23 protein-coding genes are annotated in these 24,748 nt (G+C 34.2%); 17 read left to right on the top strand and 6 right to left on the bottom strand.

What is annotated here, in order from left to right:
- Positions 1–176 precede the first annotated feature (176 nt).
- On the bottom strand, positions 177–2,594 hold the full coding sequence (locus tag ITJ86_RS09895; protein ID WP_195871482.1) for a sodium-translocating pyrophosphatase: 2,418 nt from the start codon (positions 2,592–2,594) through the stop codon (positions 177–179).
- 145 nt (positions 2,595–2,739) lie between these two features.
- Positions 2,740–3,267 (bottom strand): inorganic diphosphatase, encoded by a 528-nt coding sequence (locus tag ITJ86_RS09890; protein WP_195871481.1) that lies wholly within the window; start codon positions 3,265–3,267, stop codon positions 2,740–2,742.
- A 293-nt stretch (positions 3,268–3,560) separates the two neighbouring features.
- Between ITJ86_RS09890 and epsC the strand changes: the two genes are divergently transcribed.
- Positions 3,561–4,349: a serine O-acetyltransferase EpsC gene (gene epsC, locus ITJ86_RS09885; RefSeq protein WP_195871480.1), complete on the top strand. Its 789-nt coding sequence runs from the start codon at positions 3,561–3,563 to the stop codon at positions 4,347–4,349.
- A gap of 1 nt (position 4,350) precedes the next feature.
- On the top strand, positions 4,351–5,229 hold the full coding sequence (gene cysM, locus ITJ86_RS09880; RefSeq protein ID WP_195871479.1) for a cysteine synthase CysM: 879 nt from the start codon (positions 4,351–4,353) through the stop codon (positions 5,227–5,229).
- Between the two features lie 49 nt (positions 5,230–5,278).
- On the opposite strand, the gene ITJ86_RS09875 is transcribed toward cysM, so the two are convergent.
- Both ITJ86_RS09875 and ITJ86_RS09870 read right to left on the bottom strand, forming a co-directional pair.
- Positions 5,279–7,789, bottom strand: a complete 2,511-nt coding sequence (locus tag ITJ86_RS09875; RefSeq protein WP_195871478.1) for a DUF5686 and carboxypeptidase-like regulatory domain-containing protein — start codon at positions 7,787–7,789, stop codon at positions 5,279–5,281.
- Between the two features lie 90 nt (positions 7,790–7,879).
- Positions 7,880–8,857 carry a pyruvate dehydrogenase complex E1 component subunit beta gene (locus ITJ86_RS09870; RefSeq protein WP_195871477.1) on the bottom strand — a complete coding sequence of 326 codons (978 nt, stop codon included), beginning with the start codon at positions 8,855–8,857 and terminating at the stop codon, positions 7,880–7,882.
- Between the two features lie 317 nt (positions 8,858–9,174).
- Here ITJ86_RS09870 and ITJ86_RS09865 point away from each other — a divergent pair, with 317 nt between their 5' ends.
- The 6 genes from ITJ86_RS09865 (at position 9,175) to ITJ86_RS09840 (ending at position 15,069) form a co-directional block, all read left to right on the top strand.
- Positions 9,175–9,921 (top strand): electron transfer flavoprotein subunit beta/FixA family protein, encoded by a 747-nt coding sequence (locus ITJ86_RS09865; protein WP_195871476.1) that lies wholly within the window; start codon positions 9,175–9,177, stop codon positions 9,919–9,921.
- Positions 9,922–10,026: 105 nt separating this feature from the next.
- Complete coding sequence (locus ITJ86_RS09860; RefSeq protein WP_195871475.1) at positions 10,027–10,989, top strand: electron transfer flavoprotein subunit alpha/FixB family protein; 963 nt, start codon at positions 10,027–10,029, stop codon at positions 10,987–10,989.
- 296 nt (positions 10,990–11,285) lie between these two features.
- Positions 11,286–11,903 carry a bifunctional nuclease family protein gene (locus ITJ86_RS09855; RefSeq protein WP_195871474.1) on the top strand — a complete coding sequence of 206 codons (618 nt, stop codon included), beginning with the start codon at positions 11,286–11,288 and terminating at the stop codon, positions 11,901–11,903.
- Positions 11,904–11,918: 15 nt separating this feature from the next.
- Entirely contained in the window at positions 11,919–13,631 is a 1,713-nt protein-coding gene (locus tag ITJ86_RS09850; protein WP_195871473.1) for a nucleoside transporter C-terminal domain-containing protein, read from the top strand.
- 191 nt (positions 13,632–13,822) lie between these two features.
- Positions 13,823–14,647, top strand: a complete 825-nt coding sequence (locus tag ITJ86_RS09845) for a thymidylate synthase (RefSeq protein WP_195871472.1) — start codon at positions 13,823–13,825, stop codon at positions 14,645–14,647.
- A gap of 8 nt (positions 14,648–14,655) precedes the next feature.
- Positions 14,656–15,069, top strand: a complete 414-nt coding sequence (locus ITJ86_RS09840) for an energy transducer TonB (RefSeq protein ID WP_195871471.1) — start codon at positions 14,656–14,658, stop codon at positions 15,067–15,069.
- Between the two features lie 66 nt (positions 15,070–15,135).
- Here the strand turns inward: ITJ86_RS09840 and ITJ86_RS09835 are convergent, their stop codons facing one another.
- Positions 15,136–15,432, bottom strand: a complete 297-nt coding sequence (locus tag ITJ86_RS09835) for an isoamylase early set domain-containing protein (protein WP_195871470.1) — start codon at positions 15,430–15,432, stop codon at positions 15,136–15,138.
- 297 nt (positions 15,433–15,729) lie between these two features.
- Here ITJ86_RS09835 and ITJ86_RS09830 point away from each other — a divergent pair, with 297 nt between their 5' ends.
- Entirely contained in the window at positions 15,730–16,662 is a 933-nt protein-coding gene (locus ITJ86_RS09830; RefSeq protein ID WP_195871469.1) for a dihydrofolate reductase, read from the top strand.
- A gap of 85 nt (positions 16,663–16,747) precedes the next feature.
- On the opposite strand, the gene metK is transcribed toward ITJ86_RS09830, so the two are convergent.
- The gene (gene metK, locus ITJ86_RS09825) at positions 16,748–18,001 is read right to left on the bottom strand and encodes a methionine adenosyltransferase (RefSeq protein ID WP_195871468.1); all 1,254 of its coding nucleotides are present in this window, start codon (positions 17,999–18,001) and stop codon (positions 16,748–16,750) included.
- A 469-nt stretch (positions 18,002–18,470) separates the two neighbouring features.
- Between metK and ITJ86_RS09820 the strand changes: the two genes are divergently transcribed.
- The 8 genes from ITJ86_RS09820 (at position 18,471) to ITJ86_RS09785 (ending at position 24,659) form a co-directional block, all read left to right on the top strand.
- Entirely contained in the window at positions 18,471–18,608 is a 138-nt protein-coding gene (locus tag ITJ86_RS09820; protein ID WP_195871467.1) for a hypothetical protein, read from the top strand.
- 32 nt (positions 18,609–18,640) lie between these two features.
- Positions 18,641–19,054 carry an RrF2 family transcriptional regulator gene (locus ITJ86_RS09815; protein WP_195871466.1) on the top strand — a complete coding sequence of 138 codons (414 nt, stop codon included), beginning with the start codon at positions 18,641–18,643 and terminating at the stop codon, positions 19,052–19,054.
- Positions 19,055–19,174: 120 nt separating this feature from the next.
- On the top strand, positions 19,175–19,435 hold the full coding sequence (locus ITJ86_RS09810; protein ID WP_195871465.1) for a DUF2061 domain-containing protein: 261 nt from the start codon (positions 19,175–19,177) through the stop codon (positions 19,433–19,435).
- Positions 19,432–20,052 (top strand): phosphoadenosine phosphosulfate reductase domain-containing protein, encoded by a 621-nt coding sequence (locus tag ITJ86_RS09805; RefSeq protein ID WP_195871464.1) that lies wholly within the window; start codon positions 19,432–19,434, stop codon positions 20,050–20,052. Before ITJ86_RS09810 ends, ITJ86_RS09805 begins: the two co-directional genes overlap by 4 nt.
- A 95-nt stretch (positions 20,053–20,147) precedes the next feature.
- The gene (locus ITJ86_RS09800) at positions 20,148–22,235 is read left to right on the top strand and encodes a HEPN domain-containing protein (RefSeq protein WP_195871463.1); all 2,088 of its coding nucleotides are present in this window, start codon (positions 20,148–20,150) and stop codon (positions 22,233–22,235) included.
- A gap of 10 nt (positions 22,236–22,245) precedes the next feature.
- Positions 22,246–23,025, top strand: coding sequence for a uroporphyrinogen-III C-methyltransferase (cobA, locus tag ITJ86_RS09795; RefSeq protein ID WP_195871462.1), 780 nt, complete (start codon positions 22,246–22,248; stop codon positions 23,023–23,025).
- A gap of 2 nt (positions 23,026–23,027) precedes the next feature.
- A complete protein-coding gene (locus ITJ86_RS09790) occupies positions 23,028–23,606 on the top strand; it encodes a precorrin-2 dehydrogenase/sirohydrochlorin ferrochelatase family protein (protein WP_195871461.1) in 579 nt (192 codons plus the stop codon).
- Between the two features lie 3 nt (positions 23,607–23,609).
- Positions 23,610–24,659 carry an NAD(P)/FAD-dependent oxidoreductase gene (locus tag ITJ86_RS09785; RefSeq protein WP_195871460.1) on the top strand — a complete coding sequence of 350 codons (1,050 nt, stop codon included), beginning with the start codon at positions 23,610–23,612 and terminating at the stop codon, positions 24,657–24,659.
- Positions 24,660–24,748: the final 89 nt, after the last annotated feature.

The raw sequence follows: 24,748 nt of genomic DNA, 5'->3' as shown, positions 1-24,748 counted from the left end.
CTAAGAAATTAATCGGGTTTTAATCAGAATTAATTTAATTGTTATTCAGGCGAGTCCTGTTAATGTATTAAGGATTTTTATCAGACATGAGATCCTTTTTTTGAATTCTAACAATAAAAAACCCCTCAACATTAATTGACATGCTGAGGGGGTTTATGTTCGTGTATTTCTAAAATCTAGCTTTTAGAAATATCTACTTTTTCAATAACTTTTTCAACCTCACCTGCTTCGTTTGTAAGTGAAGCTTCAAAAGCTTGTAATTCTTTTTCAACTTCAGATTTAGTGCCTTCAAATACCATGACTTCAGATGTTTTTATGCCGTTTTTCACTGTAGAATAATCAACAGTTGCTTTGGTTATTTCTTGAGAATCAACGGTCATTTCAATAGAAACTTCGGTGTCGTTATTTGCTACACCAGTTTCAGTATGACCACCTAAAATAGGTGCAATCACTAAACCAATTAAACACGTTAATTTAATTAATATGTTCATTGAAGGACCAGATGTGTCTTTAAATGGATCACCAACCGTATCACCAGTTACAGCAGCTTTATGAGCTTCAGAACCTTTATAAGTCATTTCTCCATTAATTTCAACTCCAGCTTCAAATGATTTTTTAGCATTATCCCAAGCTCCACCTGCATTGTTTTGGAAAATAGCCCAAAGCACACCAGAAACCGTAACACCTGCCATATAACCACCTAACATTTCAGCGATAGCTAATGGATCCATTCCAAATAGCATTGGTACAAACGCAATAACTAAAGGAAACCCTATAGTCAATAAACCAGGTAGCATCATTTCTTTTAAAGACGCTTCTGTAGAAATTGCCACACACTTATCGTATTCTGGCGTTCCTGTGCCTTCCATAATGCCAGGGATATCTTTAAACTGACGACGTACTTCTTGTACCATTTCCATGGCAGCTTTACCTACAGCATTCATGGCTAAGGCAGAAAATACAACAGGTACCATTCCACCAACAAATAGCATAGCTAAAACGGGCGCTTTAAAAATGTTAATACCATCAATTCCTGTAAACGTCACATAAGCCGCAAATAAGGCTAAAGAAGTTAATGCTGCAGAGGCAATAGCAAAACCTTTTCCTGTTGCAGCTGTTGTATTACCAACAGAATCTAAAATATCTGTACGTTCCCTTACAATTGGTTCTTGTTCGCTCATTTCAGCAATACCACCAGCATTATCAGAGATTGGTCCAAAAGCATCAATAGCTAATTGCATCGCTGTTGTTGCCATCATTGCCGAAGCAGCTAAAGCCACTCCGTAGAAGCCTGCAAAAGCATAAGATGCCCAGATGGCTCCAGCAAATAATAAGACAGAAGGGAATGTAGAGATCATACCTGTCGCTAAACCTGCGATGATGTTTGTTCCAGCTCCTGTAGACGATTGTTGTACTATTTTTAAGATAGGTTTTTTACCTAATCCTGTATAAAATTCAGTTACCGATGAAATCACAGCTCCTACAACCAAACCAACTAAGGTGGCGTAGAAGACACGCATTGAAGAAATTTCTATCAAGCCTTCACCAAAGAAATTCATTTGCATGGTTTCAGGTAACATCCAAGTTACTAACCCGAAACAAGATGCTGCAACCAAAATAATAGATGTCCAGTTACCAACATTTAAAGCTCCCATAACCTGAGCTTCTTTAGCGTCATTATTTTTAATTTTTACTAACATCGTTCCGATGATAGAAATAATAATTCCTGCACCAGCAATTGCCATTGGTAATAAAATTGGGCCAATACCTCCGAAGGCATCAGTGATGGCTCCTCCCATATCTTTAATTACATAGTTTCCAAGAACCATAGCTGCTAATACAGTTGCTACGTAAGACCCAAATAAATCGGCTCCCATACCAGCAACATCACCAACATTGTCACCAACGTTGTCTGCAATGGTTGCAGGATTACGAGGATCATCTTCTGGGATACCAGCTTCAACTTTACCTACTAAATCGGCACCAACATCGGCAGCTTTCGTATAAATACCTCCACCAACTCTTGCGAATAAGGCGATAGATTCAGCCCCAAGAGAGAAACCAGCGAGTGTTTCTAAAACAATGGTCATATCCATTGTGTTTGTCCAAAGTCCTCCCATAAATACATGGAAAAATACGATGAAGAAAACGGTTAAACCTAAAACCGCTAAACCAGCGACACCAAGTCCCATTACAGTTCCACCACCAAAAGAGATTTTTAAAGCGTTTGGTAAACTTGTACGCGCGGCTTGTGTAGTTCTTACATTAGTTTTTGTTGCTATTTTCATTCCGATGTTTCCAGCAAAAGCAGAAAATACAGCTCCAAAAATAAAAGCGATAACAATAAGCCAATGTGTAGTTGGTACTATAAATGAAACCACGGCAAGTAAAATACTAACGATAACTACGAAAATAGCTAGCAGTTTATATTCGGCATTTAAGAATGCTAAAGCACCTTCGTATATATGATCTGAAATTTCTTTCATTTTACCATCTCCAGCATCTTGTTTCATAACCCAAGATTGCTTTACAATCATGTAAATTAAGCCTAAAAGTGCCAATGCTATTGGCATGTAAATCATCATTGATTCCATAGTATAATTTTTAAATTTGATTAGTTTTTAGCTGGGCAAAAGTAGTAAAATGAATTATATTTTACGAAAAAAGCAATACCAATTACATGATATTGCTTTTTTAATAGTTTTAAGCTTAAAAAGTTAGAATTTCGAAACTGTGATGCTATATAGTAAAAGTGCGTTTCTTTTTGTGTTCGCTCTCATCGTAGCGTTGCACACATTCATTATAAATCTTAACGGCTTCTTTAGCATCTCCCCAACCACCAACATCAACTTTCTTCTTCTCTAAATCTTTATAAACTCTAAAGAAATGTTCTATTTCCTTTAATCTATGTGGATTTAAATCATTGATATCTCTATTGTTACTCCAGATAGGATCTGAAACAGGAACGCAAATTATTTTCTCATCAGGTCCTTTTTCATCTGTCATATGGAAAACGCCAATTGGCCTTACTTCCATAACTACCATTGGGTAGGTTGGCTGGTGTCCTAACACTAATACATCTAAAGGGTCACTATCTAAGGCTAATGTTTCTGGTATAAAACCATAATCTCCAGGATACATCATGGATGAAAAAAGCATACGATCAAATCTAATTTTATGTAAGGTAAAATCGTATTCGTATTTATTTCGACTTCCTTTTGGTATTTCGATTAATACATCGAAAGTAATGTCTTGTGTTTCTGCCATTTTTTTATTATTATTTGGGTGTTCTTTTTCTATTTAGAACTGTTGTTATATGCGCTATTAAAGCTTTTTAGCCGTGCAAAGATAATATATTGTGTGAGTTAAGCAATTGGTGTGCCGTAATTATTAGGTTATTATTAAAGGATTACGTCTAGATTGAATTTTCTAATGCAAAATCGTCTTAATTTACTAGGCTGTACTTTTCTTGTTCAAAATAGTTTCATTAATTTCGTTTAACATAATAATGTGCAATCTGAAGAAATGAATTGTACATGGTTAAAAGCCGTGATCTCACCATGAATTCGAACTTAATACATGTTATCAATCAGCATAAAGAAACCGTCAAGGTGTCTTTAACGTTAAAGGAAGAATCACAACGATTTACAAAATTACTTTATAAGGCTTTCTATGATTGTGATACAGATGCAGAACAGGCTTTAAAGGAACTTGAAGTGCTTTTTGTGAAAATAAGAAACATTGCTTGTCCGCAAATTAAGAATTTGCCATGTAAACGCTGGGATGATTTTAAATCCAATATTCCCGAACTATATACCAATTTAAAGAAAGATGCTGAAGCGATCTTTAATAACGATCCAGCATCGCAATCCGTTGAAGAAATATACTTAGCTTATCCAGGATTTTTTGCTATTTCTACCTATAGAATGGCACGTGTTTTTTATAAATTAAAGTTGCCGTTAATTCCACGATTAATGACAGAATATGCACATTGTATTACCGGAATAGATATACATCCTGGTGCAAATATTGGTGATTCATTTTTTATAGATCATGGCACAGGAGTTGTTATTGGTGAAACTACAGAAATACATAGTAATGTTAAGGTGTATCAAGGTGTAACTTTAGGTGCACTTACGGTTAAAAAACAATACCAAGACACAAAGCGTCATCCAACCATTAAAAGTAATGTGACCATTTATGCTAATGCAACCATTTTGGGTGGTGATACTATAATTGGTAAAAACAGTATCATTGGTGGTAATACATGGTTAACGGAATCCGTACCTGAAAATTCGATAGTAACACACAATCATAAGGTTGAGGTTTTTGCCAAAACAAAGAAGTAATATGAATAAAACGCTTATAGATCAAATCGGAAACACACCTATTGTAAAATCAATAGCGTTGAACACAAATCCTAATGTAAGTTTATATTTTAAACTCGAAGGGAATAATCCTGGCGGTAGTGTAAAAGATAGAGCCGCTTACAATATGATTAAATCTGCTCTAGATTCTAAAAGAATTGATGCCAATTCTAAGCTAATTGAAGCTACAAGTGGAAATACAGGTATTGCTTTAGCAATGATTTGTAGTGTTTTTAAGTTGAATATTGAACTGGTAATGCCAGAAACAGCTACAAAAGAACGTGTACAAACTATGCGTGCTTATGGTGCTAAAGTAACATTACATCCCGATGGAATTGAAGGTGCTAGAGATTATGCCACACATAAAGTTGAAAATGAAGGTTACTTTTCATTTAATCAGTTTGCAAATAATGACAATTGGAAAGCACATTATAAAACAACTGGTCCTGAAATTTGGAGAGATACAGAGGGTACAATTACCCATTTTGTGTCTTCAATGGGAACTACAGGAACCATAATGGGAACCTCTACGTTTTTGAAAGAACAAAATGCAGACATAAAAATTGTAGGTGTGCAACCAACAGATGGTTCTAAAATTCCAGGTATAAGAAAATGGCCTTTAGAATATTTACCTAAAATATTTGATGCCTCTAAAGTCGATCAAACTATTGAAGTCAGTAAAGATGAAGCTGTAGAAATGACAAGACGATTAGCTAAAGACGAAGGCATTTTAGCAGGTATGAGTAGTGGAGGAGCTACAGCTGCTGCTTTAAAATTAGTGAAAGATTTAAAAAGCGGAATCGTAGTTTGTATTATTTGTGATCGCGGCGATCGGTATTTGTCCTCGGACTTATTCGAGTAGGTATTAATCTATCTCAATTCATTGGTGACGCTAAGAGGTTCTACTGTTTCTAGAAATAAAATCCAAAACTGCCTGTAATACCAAAAGGCCTCGCATCTGGTCGGTCTAAGTAGTTTCCTCTAAAGTTAAAATCTAATCGTAGAACTTTAAAAATATTAGCAACTCCAAAGCTGTATTCGTAGTAAATTTGCGAATCTGGTGCAATTAGTGGAATTTCTGCCGGATTTCCTGTAGTATTTAAAGCAATGTTTTCATCTGAGAGTTCTCCCCAAACTCCTCTAACGCCTACTATAGCTCTAAGGTTTTGTTTTTTTAAGAATGGTATTCGTGAAAATATGCGGCCATTAAAATTGTGTTCTACATGCACAGAACTGTATGTGTCAGTGACAAATTCGTAAAAATCTAACTGAGAAAATGTATTGTAAATAGAGAAATACGATTGGTTACCAGGAACAACACTAAGTAAACCAAGCGGAACTTCACCAAAGGTTTTCCCTAATTCTACTGAGGTTGTTAACCTTCCAAAACCACCGAGTTGCCATGGCTGTATATACGAAAACTGTACTTTTGTGTAATCAAAATCACTATCAAACAGGTTTTGATATCCTTGACTTATTTGAGCAAACAAGGTAGCAAATTTGTCGTTCTTATTTCTTCGTTCTACTCCAAAACCTGTCATCTGTCTATTTGGGAAATAGGAAAGAGACAATCGAGATTCAAATTGTTTAATCTCAGACGAAATACCAGAAGGTGAATCGGGATCGAGATAATCTAAACTAAAGGTCGGTGACGCTGAACTCAATTTACGAACGCTACCATCTACGCGAATTTCAAAATTCCTTGCAGGCTCTATAGAAAACCCAAGATTGGTGAGGTTGATATTTGATAATTTATCATTAGTACTTGTACCAATTACGGCAGAAGACGCCAAACTACGACCCAATACATCCGATGAGCTTGTTAAACTTGCCCCAATTTGCTCTATATCTCGTCTATGACCACCAAAAATTGTAAATCGAGAGCGTTTATCCAATAGCCATTTACCCGAAATACCATGTTTTACTTTATCATCTTTAAATCCATAAGCCAAAAAGCCTTCTAGTCTCCACATATCATTTTGACCAAAGTAGGTTCGTCCTCCTCCACGGACTCTAACACCTTCGACGTCATTATATCCAAAAGTTGAAAAAATAGGACCGTAATCTAAATTAATAGAAGGAAACTCTATATAACCAGAAGCTAGAATACTTCCTAAGTTATATAAGCGTTTAAATTTTTTCACTGTTTTTAGCGTATCCAACATTTTGTAAACGCCTTTTTCATCTTTGCTTAAGGCTTCAAGTCTATTGGTTTGCCAAAAATTATCTTCTCGGTTGTATACGTCTTCATTGTAATTATAAACAACCTTTTCATAAAACTTAGGGTCTTTTGGTTGATTGAATTCGTAATTATCATAGATTGTGGTTCGTTTCCCATAAACACCTCTCGATTTTTCTTTTTTGTTCATGGCAAAATCAGAAAGGAAATAATCGCGTTTAATAAGAAATACGGAATCGTTTAAGACCTCAAACTCTTGTTCAATATAAATTTCCTTAACCCAGTTTATATTGGCACTTTTAGACGCCTGAAGATTAATTTCTTTAATAGCATAGGTTGAGTCATTTACCCAGAAATCCCCTTTAAAGGTCAATTCGTTTTTTCGTCTTGGGTAATACACAATGTTATAACACCATTTATCGTCTATAAAAGCACTATCTGATAATACGTAATTATAAGTTTGAACTCCAGTTCTACTCAATGGACTAACAAAACTTTTATCGAAGAACTCTAAATAATTATCATACACATTATATTCGGAATATAAATCGTCTATAAAGTCTATAATAATCTGATTATTACTAAATCCTGAGTTTTTATTTCCTTTTAATTCTTCGTGTTCTTTATTAAGGCTATTATCTCCAGAAATTTTCTTTACGGATTCATTTAAGAAAATGGGTAAATAGGTTTTTCCGGTAACCTTAGAGGTGTCTACTTCATTAAATACAAACTCCATACCTTTAAAAAGTTTGCTCTTTATGAGAGCACTATCAATAGTGTTCAGGTCAAATTCAACTTTTTCGTATTGGTCGTACTGGTATTGTTTAAACTGGCTTAAACCATTTTGTCGTTTGCGTTCCCATATTTTTTTAAGAATACGAATTGCGGGATTTTCTGAAGCTTTCTTAGACTGCTTACCAGTAACAATAAGCACTTCATCTAAGGAGGATTCCTCTTCTTTAAGTGTAAAATTTAGTTCGTAGTTAACACGTTTAGTTAAAGGTGCTTCTAACATTTCGAAGCCTACGAAAGAAATTATTAATGTGTCCCAATTGTTATCAGATTCAAGGTAGAATTTACCATCTTCATTGGTAATGGTGCCTTCTGTAGAACCTTTAAATATAACATTGGCAAATGGAATTGGTTGGCTGTTTTCATCAAAAACATGACCGCTAACTTTGGTCTGCGCTAAGGCAGAAAAAAATCCAAGAACTAGAAATGGAATAAGTAGGTTTTGTCTCATATTAAAAAATAAACTTCATCAATAACCATGCTAAAAATAAGTTAGAGGGTTACTAATGAAGTTTACTAAACGCAGAAATCTGCAATTTATTTACTTGTACATAACTTTTTTCACTGCTTTAACAACATCGTCACTGTTAGGTAACCATTCTGCCAATAAAACAGGTGAATAAGGTGCAGGTGTATCTGCTGTATTTATTTTAACGATTGGTGCGTCTAAATAGTCAAAAGCTTCAGATTGTACTAAATACGTGATTTCTGTAGCCACATTTCCAAAAGGCCATGCTTCTTCTAATATTACTAAACGATTTGTTTTCTTAACAGATTCTAAAATCGCTGCTCTATCCATTGGACGAACGGTACGTAAATCGATTATCTCACAAGAAATACCTTCTTTTTCTAATTCGTCTGCAGCTTTGTATGCTTCTTTAATGATTTTACCAAAAGACACAATGGTTACATCTGTACCTTTTCGTTTAATATCTGCAACTCCAAGTGGTAATACATATTCTCCTTCAGGTACTTCACCTTTGTCACCATACATTTGCTCACTTTCCATAAAAATAACAGGATCGTCATCTCTAATAGCTGCTTTTAATAATCCTTTTGCATCATATGGGTTTGATGGTACAACTACTTTTAATCCTGGTGTATTAGCAAACCAATTTTCAAAAGCTTGAGAGTGTGTTGCACCTAACTGACCAGCAGAAGCTGTTGGACCTCTAAAAACAATAGGACACTTAAATTGGCCACCAGACATTTGTCTAATCTTAGCCGCATTATTTATAATTTGGTCAATACCAACTAAAGAGAAGTTAAACGTCATATATTCTACAATCGGTCTGTTTCCAGTCATTGTAGATCCAATAGCTATACCTGCAAAACCAAGTTCTGCAATAGGTGTGTCAATAACGCGTTTTGCGCCAAATTCATCTAACATACCTTTAGATGCTTTATAAGCACCATTATATTCTGCTACTTCTTCACCCATAAGATAAACGCTTTCATCTCTGCGCATTTCTTCGCTCATAGCTTCACAAATAGCTTCTCTAAATTGAATTGTCTTCATTATTTTGTTTTTAATCGAATAGCAAAAATAATAATTCTATACTATATAACCCCATTAAAAGTAGTGTGAAAACATAAAAATTTGTGAAGATTTATTTTTTATAAGATTTATAGGAATGCGAATTGGAGCATTTTATTTTTAGGATGATAGAATTGTCGGATAATCATCAGAATTTCTGAGTTTTTTTGAAAAATTGACAGTTTTATCGAAAAATATTGAGTTTTTACAAAAATTACTATGCGTGCATAGTAAAATTCAAATTATTATTTTTATCTTCGTACTCAAGAAAACAGACGTTTAAAATAAATCATTTATATATGAAAATATTAGTATGTATTAGTCATGTTCCTGATACAACCTCAAAGATTAATTTTACAGATGGCGATACAAAATTTGACACTAATGGTGTTCAGTATGTCATTAATCCAAATGATGAATTTGGTCTAACACGCGCCATGTGGTTTAAGGAAAAACAAGGAGCAAGTGTAGATGTTGTTAATGTTGGTGGGGCAGAAACAGAACCAACTTTAAGAAAAGCTTTAGCGATTGGTGCAGATACTGCAATTAGAGTAAATACACCTGCAACAGATGGTTATGCCGTTGCTAAGCAATTGGCAAAAGTGGTTAACGATGGTGGTTATGACTTAGTAATTGCTGGAAGAGAATCTATTGACTATAATGGAACTATGGTTCCTGGTATGTTAGCTGCAATGGTTAATGCTAATTTTGTAACTAACTGTATTAGTTTAGAAGTCGACGGAACCAACGCAAAAGCGGTTAGAGAGATTGATGGAGGTAAGGAGACAGTTAGCACATCGTTACCATTAGTAATTGGTGGACAAAAAGGATTGGTAGAAGAGAGCGATCTTCGTATTCCAAATATGAGAGGGATTATGATGGCGCGTAAAAAACCATTAAATGTTGTTGAGCCAACTGATGCAAATGCAGAAACTAAAGTAGTGAGTTTTGAAAAACCAGCACCAAAAGGAGCTGTTAAATTGGTTGATGCTGATAATATAGACGAATTAGTAAACTTACTTCATAACGAAGCTAAAGTGATTTAGTGAAACTAAATTATTCCGAACTTGTTTCGGAAGCTCATGGAGTTAAAAGGAAATAATAATAAGTTCCTGAATCAAGTTCAGGAAAAATTTTATAAATAAAATTTTATGTCAATTCTAGTATATACAGAATCCGAAAACGGAAAATTAAAAAAGGCGGCTTTAGAAGTTGTCTCTTATGCTAAAGCTGTTGCGGACCAAATGGGAACAACAGTAACGGCAGTTGCTGTTAATGCAGACAACACAGAAACGCTTGGAAACTACGGAGCATCAAAAGTACTTTTGGTAAAAGACGAGTCTTTAAACGTATTCAACGCACAAAAATATGCCGCTATTTTAGAAGGTGCTGCTAAAACTGAAGGAGCAAAAGTAGTTGTGGTAAGTGCCAGCGCCAATAGTAAATATGTAGCACCATTGTTGGCGGTTGGGTTAGATGCAGGTTATGTATCTAATGTGGTAGAAGCACCATCTAGCGTGTCTCCGTTTACAGTAAAACATTCAGCATTTACAAATAAAGCATTTGCGAACACAGAAATTACAACAGAGGTAAAAATTGTAGGTATATCTAATAACTCATTTGGGTTAGTAGAATCTGGTGGTAGTGCTTCGGTTGAAGATTTTTCACCTTCAATTCCAGATTCTGGTGTAACTGTTGAGTCTGTTGATAAAGCAACTGATAAAGTAAGTATTGCGGATGCCGAAATTGTGGTATCTGGAGGAAGAGGATTAAAAGGTCCAGAAAATTGGGGAATGATTGAAGAGCTTGCTGAAGTTTTAGGAGCAGCAACCGCGTGTTCTAAACCAGTTTCAGATTTAGGATGGAGACCACATGGCGAACACGTTGGACAAACAGGAAAACCTGTAGCATCTAATTTGTATATTGCCGTTGGTATTTCTGGAGCGATTCAGCATTTAGCAGGTATTAATTCGTCTAAAGTAAAAGTAGTCATCAATACAGATCCAGAAGCACCTTTCTTTAAAGCTGCAGACTATGGAGTGGTAGGTGACGCCTTTGAAGTGGTGCCGAAATTAATAGAAAAGTTAAAGGCTTTTAAAGCTGCTAACGCATAATTTATTGAAACGCTAATTTAAATCGTTACGTTATGACGCATTTAAATTGGGGCGTTGAATACAAACATCTTAGTTTAAAAAAAACCTCTCGGCTTGCTCAGAGGTTTTTTTTTACTACCTTTAAAGTTCAATGCCAAATCAATAATTAGATCGATGAGGTATAAATAGGGACTGTTTAAATTTAGAAGCACTCTTGTTCACTTGCGTTTTATCGAAAGTATCAGGAAAATTAACCAAATCTGCACAATGCAGTTGGTAAAGTCCAAATTTAAACAGTTCTTTGTGTTTTATAAATTATGAGTTTAGTACGTTTAAATATAAAGGGGATTTCTTACAGTCAGACCCAAAATGGTGCCTACGCTTTAATACTTAACGAAGTAGATGGTGACCGAAAATTACCAATAGTTATTGGTGCATTTGAAGCCCAATCCATTGCAATTGCTTTGGAGAAAGAAATTCGACCTCCGCGTCCTTTAACTCACGATTTATTTAAAAACTTCTCTGATCGTTTCGATATTGTTGTTAAGCAAGTTATTATTCATAAGTTGGTTGATGGTGTTTTTTATTCGAGTTTAATTTGCGAACGCGATAAAATCGAAGAAATTATCGATGCTAGAACTAGTGATGCTATTGCGTTAGCTTTACGTTTTCAGGCACCAATATTTACCTATAAAAATATTCTAGATAAAGCAGGAATCTACCTTAAAGTCAACCCAAAAAAGGAAGACGAAGAAGAGCAAGATAGTATTCTTGTCGATGATCTTATTGTTGAAGAAATTGAAGCTGCATCAGCAGAACAAGAAGGTTATAAAAATAAATCTCTCGAAGAACTCAATACACTTCTCGAAGAAGCCGTTAATAATGAAGATTATGAAATGGCTGCTCAGTTAAGAGACGAAATTTCCAAACGCTAACTAACACATCTTTTTATGAATCAGTTTTTCAAGGCTTTTCTGGCTATTTTTATTAGCCTTTCATCAATAACAGCACAAGAACTTGAAAAAACATGGGAGTCAACAACTTCTGAAAACAGCTATTCTACTTTAGAATTTAAAAAGGGAGAATTCAACTTTTCTTCAAACACGGTAGATGATTTAACAGGAGATTATATGTACCAAAATAATTTGTTGGTACTGTATCACAATGATTCGTTAAACTCTATTAAGCGATATAAAATTACAGAACTTACAGATTCTACTCTGGTTTTCTCTGGAAATGAGATGCGTTTTAATTTAGTGTCAAAACAAAATAAAACTATAGTTACACCTGCGTCTATTAAAGGAGAAATTATTCCAAATCAAGGGTTTTCTTTTAGCAGTTTATGGCGAGGCATATTAGGAATGGTAACCTTAATTTTTATTGCTTTTTTATTTAGTAGTAATCGAAGAGCTATTAATTGGAAAACGGTTGGTATTGGGTTAATTTTTCAATTAGTAATTGCTATTGGAGTTTTAAAAATAGATTTTGTAAAAACAGTTTTCGAATTTATAGGGCAAGGTTTTATAGCTATACTTGGATTTACGCAAGCTGGAAGTGAATTTTTATTAGGAGGCATGTTAGATGTAAACTCTTTTGGTTACATTTTTGCTTTTCAAGTATTACCAACAATTATATTCTTTTCGGCTTTAACTTCAGTGCTATTTTATTTAGGACTAATTCAAAAAGTTGTAAAAGGGTTGGGCTGGTTATTATCGAAAGTACTAGGTATTTCTGGTGCAGAAAGTTTAAGTGTTGCGGGAAATATTTTCTTAGGTCAAACAGAAGCTCCTTTATTAATAAAAGCCTATTTGGAGAAAATGAATAAGTCTGAAATTCTCCTAGTAATGATCGGTGGAATGGCTACTGTAGCAGGTGCTGTTTTGGCTGCTTATATTGGGTTTTTAGGAGGGGAAGACGAAGCGTTACAATTGTTTTATGCTAAACACTTATTAGCAGCGTCAGTAATGGCGGCACCGGGAGCTATTGTAATTTCTAAAATTTTATTTCCACAAGTAGAAGATGTTAATACAGATGTTGCCGTTTCAAAAGAAAAAATAGGTTCTAATATATTGGAAGCAATAGCTAATGGAACAACAGAAGGTCTAAAACTAGCTGTAAACGTTGGTGCTATGCTTTTAGTATTCGTAGCGTTTATTGCTATGATTAATGGAATTTTAGGTGGTCTTGCTGGATTTGATGGTATTGTTATTGAAAAGTGGAATGTGAATTGGCATTTTACATCACTTAATGAAGTCATTGCAGCAAATACACCATACCAGAGCCTGTCTTTAGAGTTTCTTTTAGGCTATTTGTTTGCTCCTTTAATGTGGCTTATTGGTGTAGCAAAAGAAGATATGGCTTTAATGGGGCAGCTTTTAGGAATTAAATTAGCTGCAAGTGAATTTATTGGGTACATTCAACTTGCAGATTTAAAAAATGTAGCAAACGCCACACACCTTACTTATGAGAAGTCGATTATAATGGCAACGTATATGTTATGTGGTTTTGCGAACTTCGCATCTATTGGAATTCAAATTGGTGGTATAGGTTCTTTAGCACCAGGTCAACGTACACAGTTGTCTAAATTTGGTATGAAAGCCTTAATAGGAGGAACAATCGCTTCTTTAATATCTGCTACTATTGCTGGGATGATAATAGGGTAACAAATTCCTGCGAAGGCAGGAATCTAAAAATTATAGTTAATAAGTAATCATAGATACTCAAGCATCAAAATATAATATTTGATGCTTTTTTTTTATTTTCGCTTCAAGCCATGTTGAATTTATTTTCAGCATTCAATTACATCAATATTTTAGTTTAATTTAAAGAGATTCCCACTTTCGTGGGAAATGTTATGAAACAATATCACGACTTAGTAAAACACGTTTTTGCAGAAGGCAACGAAAAAGGAGATAGAACAGGCACAGGAACTACAAGTGTTTTTGGTTACCAAATGCGTTTCGATTTAAGTGAAGGTTTTCCAATGGTGACCACTAAAAAGTTACACCTAAAATCTATTATATACGAATTACTTTGGTTCTTAAAAGGAGATACTAATACCCAATATCTAACCGAAAATGGTGTTAGAATTTGGAATGAATGGGCTGATGAAAATGGTGATCTTGGCCCTGTTTATGGTCACCAATGGAGAAATTGGGCAAGTGAAGAAATTGACCAAATTAAAGAGGTTATTTCAACTTTAAAAAATAATCCAAACAGCCGTAGAATGTTAGTTTCTGCGTGGAACCCTTCGGTATTACCAGATACATCAAAATCGTTTTCTGAAAATGTAGCTAATGGAAAAGCAGCATTGCCTCCATGCCACGCGTTTTTTCAGTTTTATGTTGCAGATGGTAAATTATCTTGCCAACTCTATCAACGTAGTGCAGATATCTTTTTAGGTGTGCCTTTTAATATTGGTTCTTATGCTTTGTTTACTATGATGATGGCGCAAGTGTGTGGCTATGAAGCAGGTGATTTTATTCATACGTTTGGTGATGCACATATTTATAACAATCATAAAGAGCAGCTAGAATTACAATTATCGAGAGAAATTAGACCATTGCCTAAAATGATTTTAAATCCTGAGGTAACCAATATATTCGACTTTAAGTTTGAAGATTTTACGTTGGTCGATTACAACCCACATCCACATATAAAAGGTAAAGTTGCCGTGTAAGATTATTTATGAGAAATAGTATTTTAGCTGTTGTTTTTTTTTGCGGCTTGTTATTAAATGCCCAAGAAAAGGAAGATGCTACATACCCTGTATATAGAGGTTGTGGTAAGGATTTAAGCTTTGAGGAGACTAAAAAGTGTTCTACAGATAAGATACTAGATTATATTAAAGTGAGTTTTAATTATGAACTCGCAGATAAAGTCTTTCCAACGGAATTAAACACTAATTTTCAAGTAGAATTTACTATTAATAAAAAAGGTAAAACAGAACAAATCAATGTAAAGGCGCATCATAAAGCTATTGCTGTAGATGTGATTCAGCTTATAAAACGTATGCCAAAATTTAAAGCACCAGGCACTCGAAATGGTGAAGCTGTTGAGACGCATTTTAGGGCGTTAATAACGGTAAGGTTGTTAGGGTAAAATATAAAAAAGCGTTCCGAATTACATCAGAACGCTTTATTTATGTCGTGTTTGTATTGAAATAGCCTATAAATTGATGACACAGTTTTCTTCTCCTGCAAATTCGTTGAATGCATAAGAATCCGCTTGATCATCATTAGTGTAAATACCATCGACTAGGTATCTAAACTCATAAGAGTTATCTTTCTCTAAATCAACAGTCCCTTTAAAAGTACCGTTTTTTAATTTCTTTAGTTCAGTAGCTTCAGTATTCCACTCGTTAAAGTTTCCAACAACTGCTACACTTTTTGCCTCTTTTGCAGGCACAGAAAATGTTACCTTACAAACTGGCTTACTTTTTAAATACTGCTTTTTAATTGCCATAATAATATGAAATATGAATTTATATATAGGTACAAAAATATAAAAGAAAAGTGCAAAATATATTTATTAAACCTCTAAAACCTAAAGAATTATCAATTTCTTAATATTGGAAATGTTTTTTATTATTCCGTGTAATTTAAAACCTTTAAACTATAGGATTGATAACAAAGAATAGATTTGCTTGATTGCTGATAATCAGTTATATCGTTTTTACGTGTTGAGATATGTGAAACTCTTGAAATCACAATACAAATTTTGTAAAAAAACAAGTATCTTTATCTTTATTAAATGACGATTATGTTTGGTAAAAAAAAGGAAGCTACGACTATAGATAGAGATCAGTTAGAGCTTATTGAAAATGCTCAAAAACGCATAAAACAAAAGAAGCGTTTGTATATTCATTTTGTGATTTTTTTAATAGGATCAGTGTTTTGTATTGTAGCAAACAACTTTTTAGGGATTGGAGATACATTAATAATTGCTGGTCAAGGTTGGTGGTTTTATGTTGTATTAGCTTGGCTACTCATTCTTATATATCATTTTATAAGTGTTTTTATTACTAATAAGTTTATGGGTAAGGATTGGGAAAAACAGCAACTCGAAAAATTAGTTAATAAGCAACAAGAACGCATCGATAAGTTAAAACAGAATTTTGAAAAAGAAGAATCTAAGATAGCTCAAAGCCAGGTGTATAAAGAAACCAAAGAAAACGCGTTGGCTAAAGAAAAAAAAAAGGCCTCTGAGTTAACTATTATTGTTGCGGCAGGTGAAGACAACGCTATTGGCAAGGATAATGATTTAATATGGCACTTAAGTGACGACCTCAAAAGGTTTAAATCCTTAACAAATGGTCATCATATAATTATGGGAAGAAAGACTTTTGAGAGCTTTCCGAAGCCACTACCAAACCGTGTACACGTTGTAATTACAAGACAAAAAGATTACAAGGTTCCAGAAGGTGTTATTGTAGTTAATTCATTAGAAGATGCTCTCGATGCTGCAAGACGCGACAAACAACCATTTATTATTGGAGGTGGTGAAATCTATAAACAAGCTATGACTTTAGTAGATAAGCTTGAAATAACACGTGTTCATGCAGAATTTGAAAATGCTGACACCTTCTTTCCAGAAATTGATGAAACATTATGGAGTGAAGTCGATAGAACTTCGCACGATGTTGACGAAAAACACGCCTATGCATTTTCGTTTATTACGTATTTACGGAAATAGAATAATGTTATCACGCTGTATAAAAAAACACCCTAACTACTTTATAAGTTAGGGTGTTTTCATTTATCAATAGTATTGAAGCTTACTAAATTTCGAAAGCTGCTTTTACTTTGTCAACATAATCCAATTTCTCCCAAGTAAACAATTCTACATCTAAAGTAATAGGTTCACCATTGACTTGCTGAAATGATTTGCTTACCACTTCATGTTGTCTTCCCATGTGGCCATAAGCAGCAGTTTCGCTATACATTGGTTGACGCAATTTTAAACGATCTTCAATTGCTGCAGGTCGCATATCAAATAGCTTTTCAACTGTTTTAGCAATTTCACCGTCGGTTAAATTAAAATGACATGTACCGTAAGTATCTATAAAAATTCCCATGGGTTCAGCCACTCCAATGGCATAAGAAACTTGCACTAAAACTTGGTCACATAAACCTGCCGCAACTAAATTCTTAGCAATATGTCTTGTAGCATATGCAGCACTACGGTCTACTTTACTTGGATCTTTTCCTGAGAATGCGCCTCCTCCATGTGCACCTTTTCCACCATAGGTATCAACAATAATCTTACGACCAGTTAAACCAGTATCTCCGTGTGGTCCTCCAATTACAAATTTTCCTGTTGGATTAATATGGTAAGTAATATCATCATTAAATAAATGCTGAATATGTTCTGGTAATTTAGCTATAACCCTCGGAATTAGAATTTTAACAATATCTTTTCTAATTTTAGCCAACATAGTGTCATCTGCATCAAACTCATCATGTTGTGTAGATACCACAATGGCATCGATGCGTTGAGGGACATTATCATCACTATACTCAATAGTAACCTGACTTTTAGAATCTGGTCTTAAGTATGTTATGTCTTTGTTTTCACGACGAATTTCGGTTAATTCTTTTAAAATTCGGTGTGATAAATCTAAAGCTAAAGGCATAAAATTTTCAGTTTCGTTTGTTGCGTAACCAAACATCATACCTTGATCTCCTGCGCCCTGTTCTTCTTTAGATGTTCTATCTACACCTTGATTAATCTCTGGAGATTGCTCGTGGATCGCAGATAAAACTCCACAAGAATTACCATCAAACATATACTCACTTTTAGTATAACCTATTTTGTTAATCGTGTCTCTTGCTATCTTTTGCACGTCTAAATAGGTTTGTGACTTTACCTCACCCGCAAGTATAACCTGCCCTGTAGTTACTAAAGTTTCGCATGCAACTTTAGATTCAGAATCAAAAGCTAAAAAATTATCAATTAAAGCATCACTAATTTGATCTGCTATTTTGTCTGGGTGGCCTTCAGAAACACTTTCTGAAGTAAATAAATATGGCATAATTCCTTTTGTTTAGATTAAAAAACTTTAGATTGCTGGGTCGCTAGAGAAGTAGAAAACTTACTGCTTTAGCATTTTTTATTCTGAAATAATTTCAGAATCTGCTCCTTAAGAACAGGTACTGAATCGATTTCAGCACTAGAGGTTGCAATCAGATCAAATTTTTCCTCTTAATTTTTGATGGTACAAAAGTAGAAAAATTATATGGAATGAAATTTTATTTTAGTTTTTTTATGTTTTTATTCCTAAATATGTCTTTTTTTAGATGTTATTTTGTAAAATAGAATTATCAAATCATTACCATTTGTTTTTTCACTAGTAATTGTTTTTATTACTAACGCGTTGTACGACTTCAAACCCGTCAGGTGGTATTAAACAAGAGAACCTGTTTTAGCAATAGACGTAATGATGTTGGTGATAATTTTTATTATTAGAGTAGGAAAAAAGTGATGTTGTAAACACTTTAAATATGGTTAACCGTGGCTATAATGTTGGTGGACAATACATATATTTTAAAGCTGGAATTCTTCAAGGAAAATATTCTGGTAATGATGATTATAAACAGGCAACTTATTATGCTGTAAAAAAATTGCATACTACAAATTAGCATTTAGCTTCTAAAATACTTATAATAACATAATGCTTTCAAAGAAAACAAAATACGGAATTAAAGCTTTAGTGCACTTAGCACGATTAGAAGATCGTTCACCTGTGCAAATTTCTACAATTTCGAAAACAGAAAATATTTCTCAAAAATTTTTAGAAAGTATATTATTGACCTTAAGAAAAAATGGGATTTTGGGTTCTAAAAAAGGTAAAGGTGGTGGCTATTACTTATTAAAGGATCCTAAAGAAATCCCGATGACAACTGTAATGCGATTGTTAGAAGGGCCAATTGCCATGGTGCCTTGCGTAAGTTTAAACTTCTACGAAAAATGTGCAGATTGTAAAGACGAAGACGCTTGTGCTGTAAATAAATTAATGCTAAAAGTACGAGACAATACCTTAGAAATATTCCGGAATACAACCTTGGCCGATCTGTCTCATTATTAAATTCTAATTTTTTTAATCTTTTTTTTTCGAAATTATTACAGCCTTAATTGGAAATAATTTCTATGTTTGCATTACTCTAGTAAATCTATAGGGTAAAAGGATTAAAATTAATAGCAATTTATGAATAGAGTAATACAAGCAGATCTAAATTTGGAAAACGACCAGCAAGTTTCTACTGCACCTAAAGAAAATATAAAAAGAAGTATTGTAAAAACAATTAGTTGGAGGATTGTCGGAACAATTGCAACCGTAACTATTTCTTATCTCTTAACTGGCACATTAGCACTAGCATTTTCAATTGGAGGTATAGAATTAGTGTCTAAAATGGTGCTTTATTTCTTTCATGAGCGTACGTGGAATTCTATTAAATGGGGAAAATGATACAAATAGATATAGACGTTTGGAATAAAAAATTACGGGATAAAACTCCTGTTGAGATAGCAGAATGGGCGTTAACCTTGTCCAATAATAACATTGTAAGCACAAGCTTTGGAAAGTATTCTTCGGTTTTATTGAGTACGATGTCTAAACTAGATAAAGATATTAGAGTGGTTTGGTGCGACACTTTATACAATCAGCCAAGCACATACGAGCACGCTTCTAATCTAATAAAGAAGTATAATCTAAATATGCTTAAGTATCAAAGTTTATATACTAAAGAAGAAATTGAGGCGAGTATTGGGTTACCAAGTTTAGAAGATGATAACCATGCGATTTTTTCAGAAGCAGTGAAACTCGAACCCTTTAGACGTGCCTTAAAAGAGCAGGATCCAGACATTTGGTTTACGAACATTAGAGTGAGGCAAACGGAATATAGAGATAAGAAAGATATTTTAAGTTTTAGTAAAGATGGAATTCTTAAAGTGAGCCCATTTTACTATTGGAGCGATGCCGATTTAGATGCCTATATAAAAGAAAATCAGTTAACTAAAAACAGTTATTACTTCGATCCAATTAAAGCATTACTTAACAGAGAGTGCGGTATTCACTTTCAATAAATATTAATAAAACCCTTACTTGGCCCAAGTAAAGGATCTTCTCAAACTATGTTTATCATATTAACATAAAGGGAAGTTAGAAGAGGCTTTTAGCAGTGAAAAGTTTTAGAACAGAATTAGAAAACCCGGTCGTAGAAAAAGATATCATAGACTTAGCTAATAAAATTGAGCTATTTAACAATGGTAAAGTAGATGAAGAAAAATTTCGAAGTCTGCGATTAGCCAGAGGGATTTATGGTCAGCGCCAAGAAGGTGTACAAATGATTAGAATTAAATTGCCTTATGGTAAAGTTTTAAGTCACCAATTGCGTCGTATTTCTGAAGTTTCAGATACATATTCTAGAAGTCGCTTACATATTACAACGCGTCAAGATATCCAGATTCATTATGTAGATATTAACAAAACTCCAGAACTTTGGGCAGAATTAGAGCGCGATAATGTAACCATAAGAGAAGCGTGTGGAAACACGGTAAGAAACGTTACTGCAAGTGAAACGGCAGGTATTGATGTTAACGAACCATTTGATGTGTCACCTTATGCAGATGCATTATTTAAGTTCTTTTTACGAAATCCTGTTTGTCAAGAAATGGGTCGAAAATTTAAAGTATCCTTTTCAGCTTCAGATGAAGATACAGGATTATCATACATGCACGATTTAGGTTTTATTGCGAAAATTGAAAATGGTATAAAAGGTTTTAAAGTGATGTTAGGTGGAGGATTAGGTTCTCAACCAAGACATGCCGATGTGTTCTATGAATTTTTACCTTCAGATAAAATTATTCCATTAATGGAAGGTGTTCTAAGAGTTTTTGATCGCTATGGTGAACGAAAAAGTAGAGCCAAAGCACGACTTAAATTCTTGATAAAAGATATCGGTTTAGAAGATTTTAAAGGTCTAGTTGAAGAAGAACAAAATGCCATAGAATTTAAAACTGTAGCGATAGACGAAGCTAATTACAACGTTTCAAAACCAGTTTCTGTAACAGCACCAAAAGTAGAAATAGAAAATACTAAAGCGTACAACTTATGGAAATCTACTAATGTAGTGCCTCAAAAACAAGAGGGTTATGTTGCTATAGGAATTAAGGTGCTTTTAGGAGATTTTTATACAGATAAGGCGCGCAAATTAGCAGATTTGGTTGAGAATTATGCTGCTGGTGAATTACGATTGAGTTTGCGTCAAAACATTTTAATTCCCTTTGTAAAAGAAGAATTACTGCCTTTTTTCTATACCGAATTAGAAACGTTGGGTTTTGTTGAAGCAGGTTATAATAAAGCTGTCGATATCACAGCATGTCCTGGTACAGATACATGTAATCTAGGAATTGCAAATAGTACCGGAATTGCAGAGGAGTTAGAACGTGTTATTAAATCTGAGTATCCTCAATATTTAGAAAATTCTGATTTAGTAATAAAAATCAGTGGTTGTATGAATGCATGTGGACAGCACAATATGGCAGATATTGGTTTTCAAGGCATGTCAATTCGTACAAAAGATAAATTAGTTGCTCCAGCACTACAAGTACTATTAGGTGGAGGAAACTTAGGAAATGGAAGTGCATATTTTGCAGATAAGGTGGTTAAAATTCCAAGTAGAAGAGGACCAGAAGCCTTACGCAGAATATTAGATGATTTTGAAGCAAATGCAGATGGCAAACCCTTTGTTGACTATTATAAAACTCAAGGTGAAAAGTATTTTTACCACTTACTAACCGATTTGTCTAATACAGAAAACCTGACTCAAGAAGATTTTATTGATTGGGGAACTAATGAACAATACGTTAAAGCCATCGGAATTGGTGAGTGTGCAGGAGTTGTTATCGATTTAATCGCTACACTTTTTTTAGAAAGCGATGAAAAAATTGAAGAAGCAAAAAAAGCGTATGCTAACCAAGTGTATTCTGGAGCTATTTACGAAGCGTATCGCTCAATGGTGAATTCGGCAAAAGCCATTTTACTGTCAGAAAACATAAAAACGAATACGCAAGCGGGTATCATTAAACAATTCGATGAACTTTTTGTAGAAACGAAACGAATAGATTTAGGAACCTCTTTTTCTGATCTTATTTATCAGATTAAAGTATTTCCTCCTTCAAAAGAATTTGCCAAAAATTATATTAACACAGCACAACAATTTTTAGGAAGCGTAAGAGCTTTTAGAGATGAACAAGTTGTAGCATAACACTAATATTATGACACCAAGATTAACCATAGTAGGCGCAGGTCCAGGGGATGCAGACTTAATTACTTTGAAAGCAATAAAAGCTATTAAGTCGGCAAACGTCATTTTGTACGATGCATTAGTTAATGTAGAATTGCTAAAATACGCTTCACCAAAAACCGAATTTATTTTTGTTGGAAAACGTAAAGGATGTTATGCTTATCAACAAGAACAAATAAATGAGTTAGTCGTACAGCGTGCCTTAAGATTTGGCCATGTCGTTCGGTTAAAAGGTGGAGATCCTTTTATTTTTGGTCGTGGAGCAGAAGAGTTAGATTATGCCAAGGAATATGCAATTGAAGTTGCTGTAGTTCCTGGTATTTCATCTTCAGCTGCTGTACCAGCATATCAAGGTATTCCATTAACAAAACGAAATGCTTCAGAAAGTTTTTGGGTAATTACAGGAACCACAAAATCACATAAAATTTCTGGAGATATAGCACTCGCAGCAAAATCCACAGCAACTGTGGTTATTTTAATGGGCATGAGTAAGTTGTCAGAAATTGTTCAAATTTTTTCTAATGAAGGACGCTCTGGTACAGCCATTGCTATTATTCAAAATGGTACACGGCCAAATGAAAACGTTGGTATCGGAAAAATCTCAAACATTGAATCTATTGTTGAAGAAAAGCAATTAGCTAATCCTGCAATTATAATTATAGGTGAGGTGGTTAATCAACGTGTAGACCTTTCTAATATTTATTCGCAAGCAGATTTGGCTCTGGCGAGTTCAAAAAAACAAGTCGCTTAAGTATGGAACGAAATAATTTGTATCCCATTTTTCTTAAAGCAAAAAACCTCAATGTCTTAATAGTTGGAGGAGGCCATGTGGCAGAAGAAAAATTAACCTTCCTGTTAAAATCCAGTCCAGATGCCAATGTCACTATGGTAGCACCATTATATAGAGATGGCACTATAGCTGTGGCTAATACAGGGCATGTAACTCGCGTAGACGACACTTACAACGATGGGTATTTAAAAGGTCATCATATCGTCATTGCAACAACAGATAATCCAGATGTGAATATGAAAATATATCAGGATTGTCGCTCACAAAACAAGTTAGTTAATGTGGCAGATAATCCACCGTATTGCGATTTTTATATGGGAGGTATTGTTACCAAAGGCAATGTAAAAGTGGCCATTTCTACCAATGGACAATCGCCAACTACAGCAAAACGATTACGTCAATTTTTTGAAGATGTCATTCCAGAAAATATAGATGATTTAGTAAAGAATCTCAATATATACAGAAAAACAATAAAAGGTGACTTTGAGCAAAAAGTCGAAAAGTTAAACGAATTCACTAAAGGTTTAGTCGAAAAAATATGAATTATGATTAAAACAGATATACTTATTATAGGAGCAGGACCAACAGGTTTATTTACCGTATTTGAAGCCGGATTGTTAAAATTAAAGTGCCATTTAATTGATGCCTTACCACAACCTGGTGGTCAGTGCTCTGAATTATATCCTAAGAAACCGATTTATGATATTCCAGGATTTCCGGAGATTTTGGCTGGCGATCTAACTTCAAATTTATTGGAACAAGGGAAACAATTTCAGCCTGGTTTTACCTTAGGTGAACGTGCCGAAACGATTGAAAAATTAGAGGACAGAAGCTTTATTGTGACGACGAATAAAGGCACACAACATCATGCGCCTATAATTGCAATTGCAGGAGGTTTAGGGAGTTTTGAGCCAAGAAAACCACAATTAGAAAATATAGAAAAATATGAAGATAACGGTTTGGCATACTTTATAAAAGATCCAGAAGTATATCGCAATAAAAAAGTGGTGATTGCAGGTGGTGGAGATTCTGCTTTAGATTGGAGTATTTTCTTAGCAGATGTGGCTTCAAAAGTAACTTTAGTGCACAGACGAAATGAATTTAGAGGTGCTTTAGATTCCGTAGAACGCGTGCAAGAATTAAAACTAATTAATAAAATTAACATCATTACACCAGCAGAAATTACAGAATTACATGGCGAGAATAAAATCGAAGGAGTTTCTGTGACTAAAAATGGTGAAACAGAATTTATAGAAGCTGATGAATTTATTCCTCTTTTTGGATTGTCGCCAAAATTAGGTCCAATAGGTAATTGGGGACTTGAGATTGAAAAAAACGCCATAAAAGTAGATACATTAGATTATCAAACTAATATTCCGGGTATTTATGCCATTGGAGATGTCAACACTTACGAAGGGAAATTAAAACTAATTCTTTGTGGTTTTCATGAGGCAACTTTAATGTGTCAGTCAGCATATAAAAGATTAAATCCTGGTAAGAAGTTTGTTTTAAAATACACAACTGTTAGTGGAATAAATGGTTTTGATGGTTCAAGAAAAGAATCACCAAAAGCCGTAGTTAAAGCAATTTTATAAAAAAGTAAAGCTGTTTGATTTTCGAAAATTCTATCTGCTTTAGAGATTAATTAGATAACTATTTCTTAGGCTTTAATTAACAAAAGAAA

The organism is Winogradskyella marina (assembly GCF_015645385.1).
Taxonomy (GTDB): Bacteria; Bacteroidota; Bacteroidia; order Flavobacteriales; family Flavobacteriaceae; genus Winogradskyella; species Winogradskyella marina.
The sequence above is the reverse complement of the archived record's forward strand: the minus strand, read 5'-3'. Positions and strand labels throughout refer to the sequence as shown.

What these genes read in the sequence shown, in the direction of transcription:
- ITJ86_RS09875 (WP_195871478.1), bottom strand. Translation starts at nt 7,789, where the DNA reads ATGAGACAAAACCTACTTATTCCATTTCTAGTTCTTGGATTTTTTTCT.
- ITJ86_RS09895 (WP_195871482.1), bottom strand. Translation starts at nt 2,594, where the DNA reads ATGGAATCAATGATGATTTACATGCCAATAGCATTGGCACTTTTAGGC.
- ITJ86_RS09805 (WP_195871464.1), top strand. Translation starts at nt 19,432, where the DNA reads ATGATACAAATAGATATAGACGTTTGGAATAAAAAATTACGGGATAAA.
- cysM (WP_195871479.1), top strand. Translation starts at nt 4,351, where the DNA reads ATGAATAAAACGCTTATAGATCAAATCGGAAACACACCTATTGTAAAA.
- ITJ86_RS09820 (WP_195871467.1), top strand. Translation starts at nt 18,471, where the DNA reads ATGGTTAACCGTGGCTATAATGTTGGTGGACAATACATATATTTTAAA.
- epsC (WP_195871480.1), top strand. Translation starts at nt 3,561, where the DNA reads ATGAATTCGAACTTAATACATGTTATCAATCAGCATAAAGAAACCGTC.
- ITJ86_RS09890 (WP_195871481.1), bottom strand. Translation starts at nt 3,267, where the DNA reads ATGGCAGAAACACAAGACATTACTTTCGATGTATTAATCGAAATACCA.
- ITJ86_RS09810 (WP_195871465.1), top strand. Translation starts at nt 19,175, where the DNA reads ATGAATAGAGTAATACAAGCAGATCTAAATTTGGAAAACGACCAGCAA.
- ITJ86_RS09835 (WP_195871470.1), bottom strand. Translation starts at nt 15,432, where the DNA reads ATGGCAATTAAAAAGCAGTATTTAAAAAGTAAGCCAGTTTGTAAGGTA.
- ITJ86_RS09815 (WP_195871466.1), top strand. Translation starts at nt 18,641, where the DNA reads ATGCTTTCAAAGAAAACAAAATACGGAATTAAAGCTTTAGTGCACTTA.
- ITJ86_RS09850 (WP_195871473.1), top strand. Translation starts at nt 11,919, where the DNA reads ATGAATCAGTTTTTCAAGGCTTTTCTGGCTATTTTTATTAGCCTTTCA.
- metK (WP_195871468.1), bottom strand. Translation starts at nt 18,001, where the DNA reads ATGCCATATTTATTTACTTCAGAAAGTGTTTCTGAAGGCCACCCAGAC.
- ITJ86_RS09855 (WP_195871474.1), top strand. Translation starts at nt 11,286, where the DNA reads ATGAGTTTAGTACGTTTAAATATAAAGGGGATTTCTTACAGTCAGACC.
- ITJ86_RS09830 (WP_195871469.1), top strand. Translation starts at nt 15,730, where the DNA reads ATGTTTGGTAAAAAAAAGGAAGCTACGACTATAGATAGAGATCAGTTA.
- ITJ86_RS09790 (WP_195871461.1), top strand. Translation starts at nt 23,028, where the DNA reads ATGGAACGAAATAATTTGTATCCCATTTTTCTTAAAGCAAAAAACCTC.
- cobA (WP_195871462.1), top strand. Translation starts at nt 22,246, where the DNA reads ATGACACCAAGATTAACCATAGTAGGCGCAGGTCCAGGGGATGCAGAC.
- ITJ86_RS09785 (WP_195871460.1), top strand. Translation starts at nt 23,610, where the DNA reads ATGATTAAAACAGATATACTTATTATAGGAGCAGGACCAACAGGTTTA.
- ITJ86_RS09870 (WP_195871477.1), bottom strand. Translation starts at nt 8,857, where the DNA reads ATGAAGACAATTCAATTTAGAGAAGCTATTTGTGAAGCTATGAGCGAA.
- ITJ86_RS09840 (WP_195871471.1), top strand. Translation starts at nt 14,656, where the DNA reads ATGAGAAATAGTATTTTAGCTGTTGTTTTTTTTTGCGGCTTGTTATTA.
- ITJ86_RS09845 (WP_195871472.1), top strand. Translation starts at nt 13,823, where the DNA reads ATGAAACAATATCACGACTTAGTAAAACACGTTTTTGCAGAAGGCAAC.
- ITJ86_RS09860 (WP_195871475.1), top strand. Translation starts at nt 10,027, where the DNA reads ATGTCAATTCTAGTATATACAGAATCCGAAAACGGAAAATTAAAAAAG.
- ITJ86_RS09865 (WP_195871476.1), top strand. Translation starts at nt 9,175, where the DNA reads ATGAAAATATTAGTATGTATTAGTCATGTTCCTGATACAACCTCAAAG.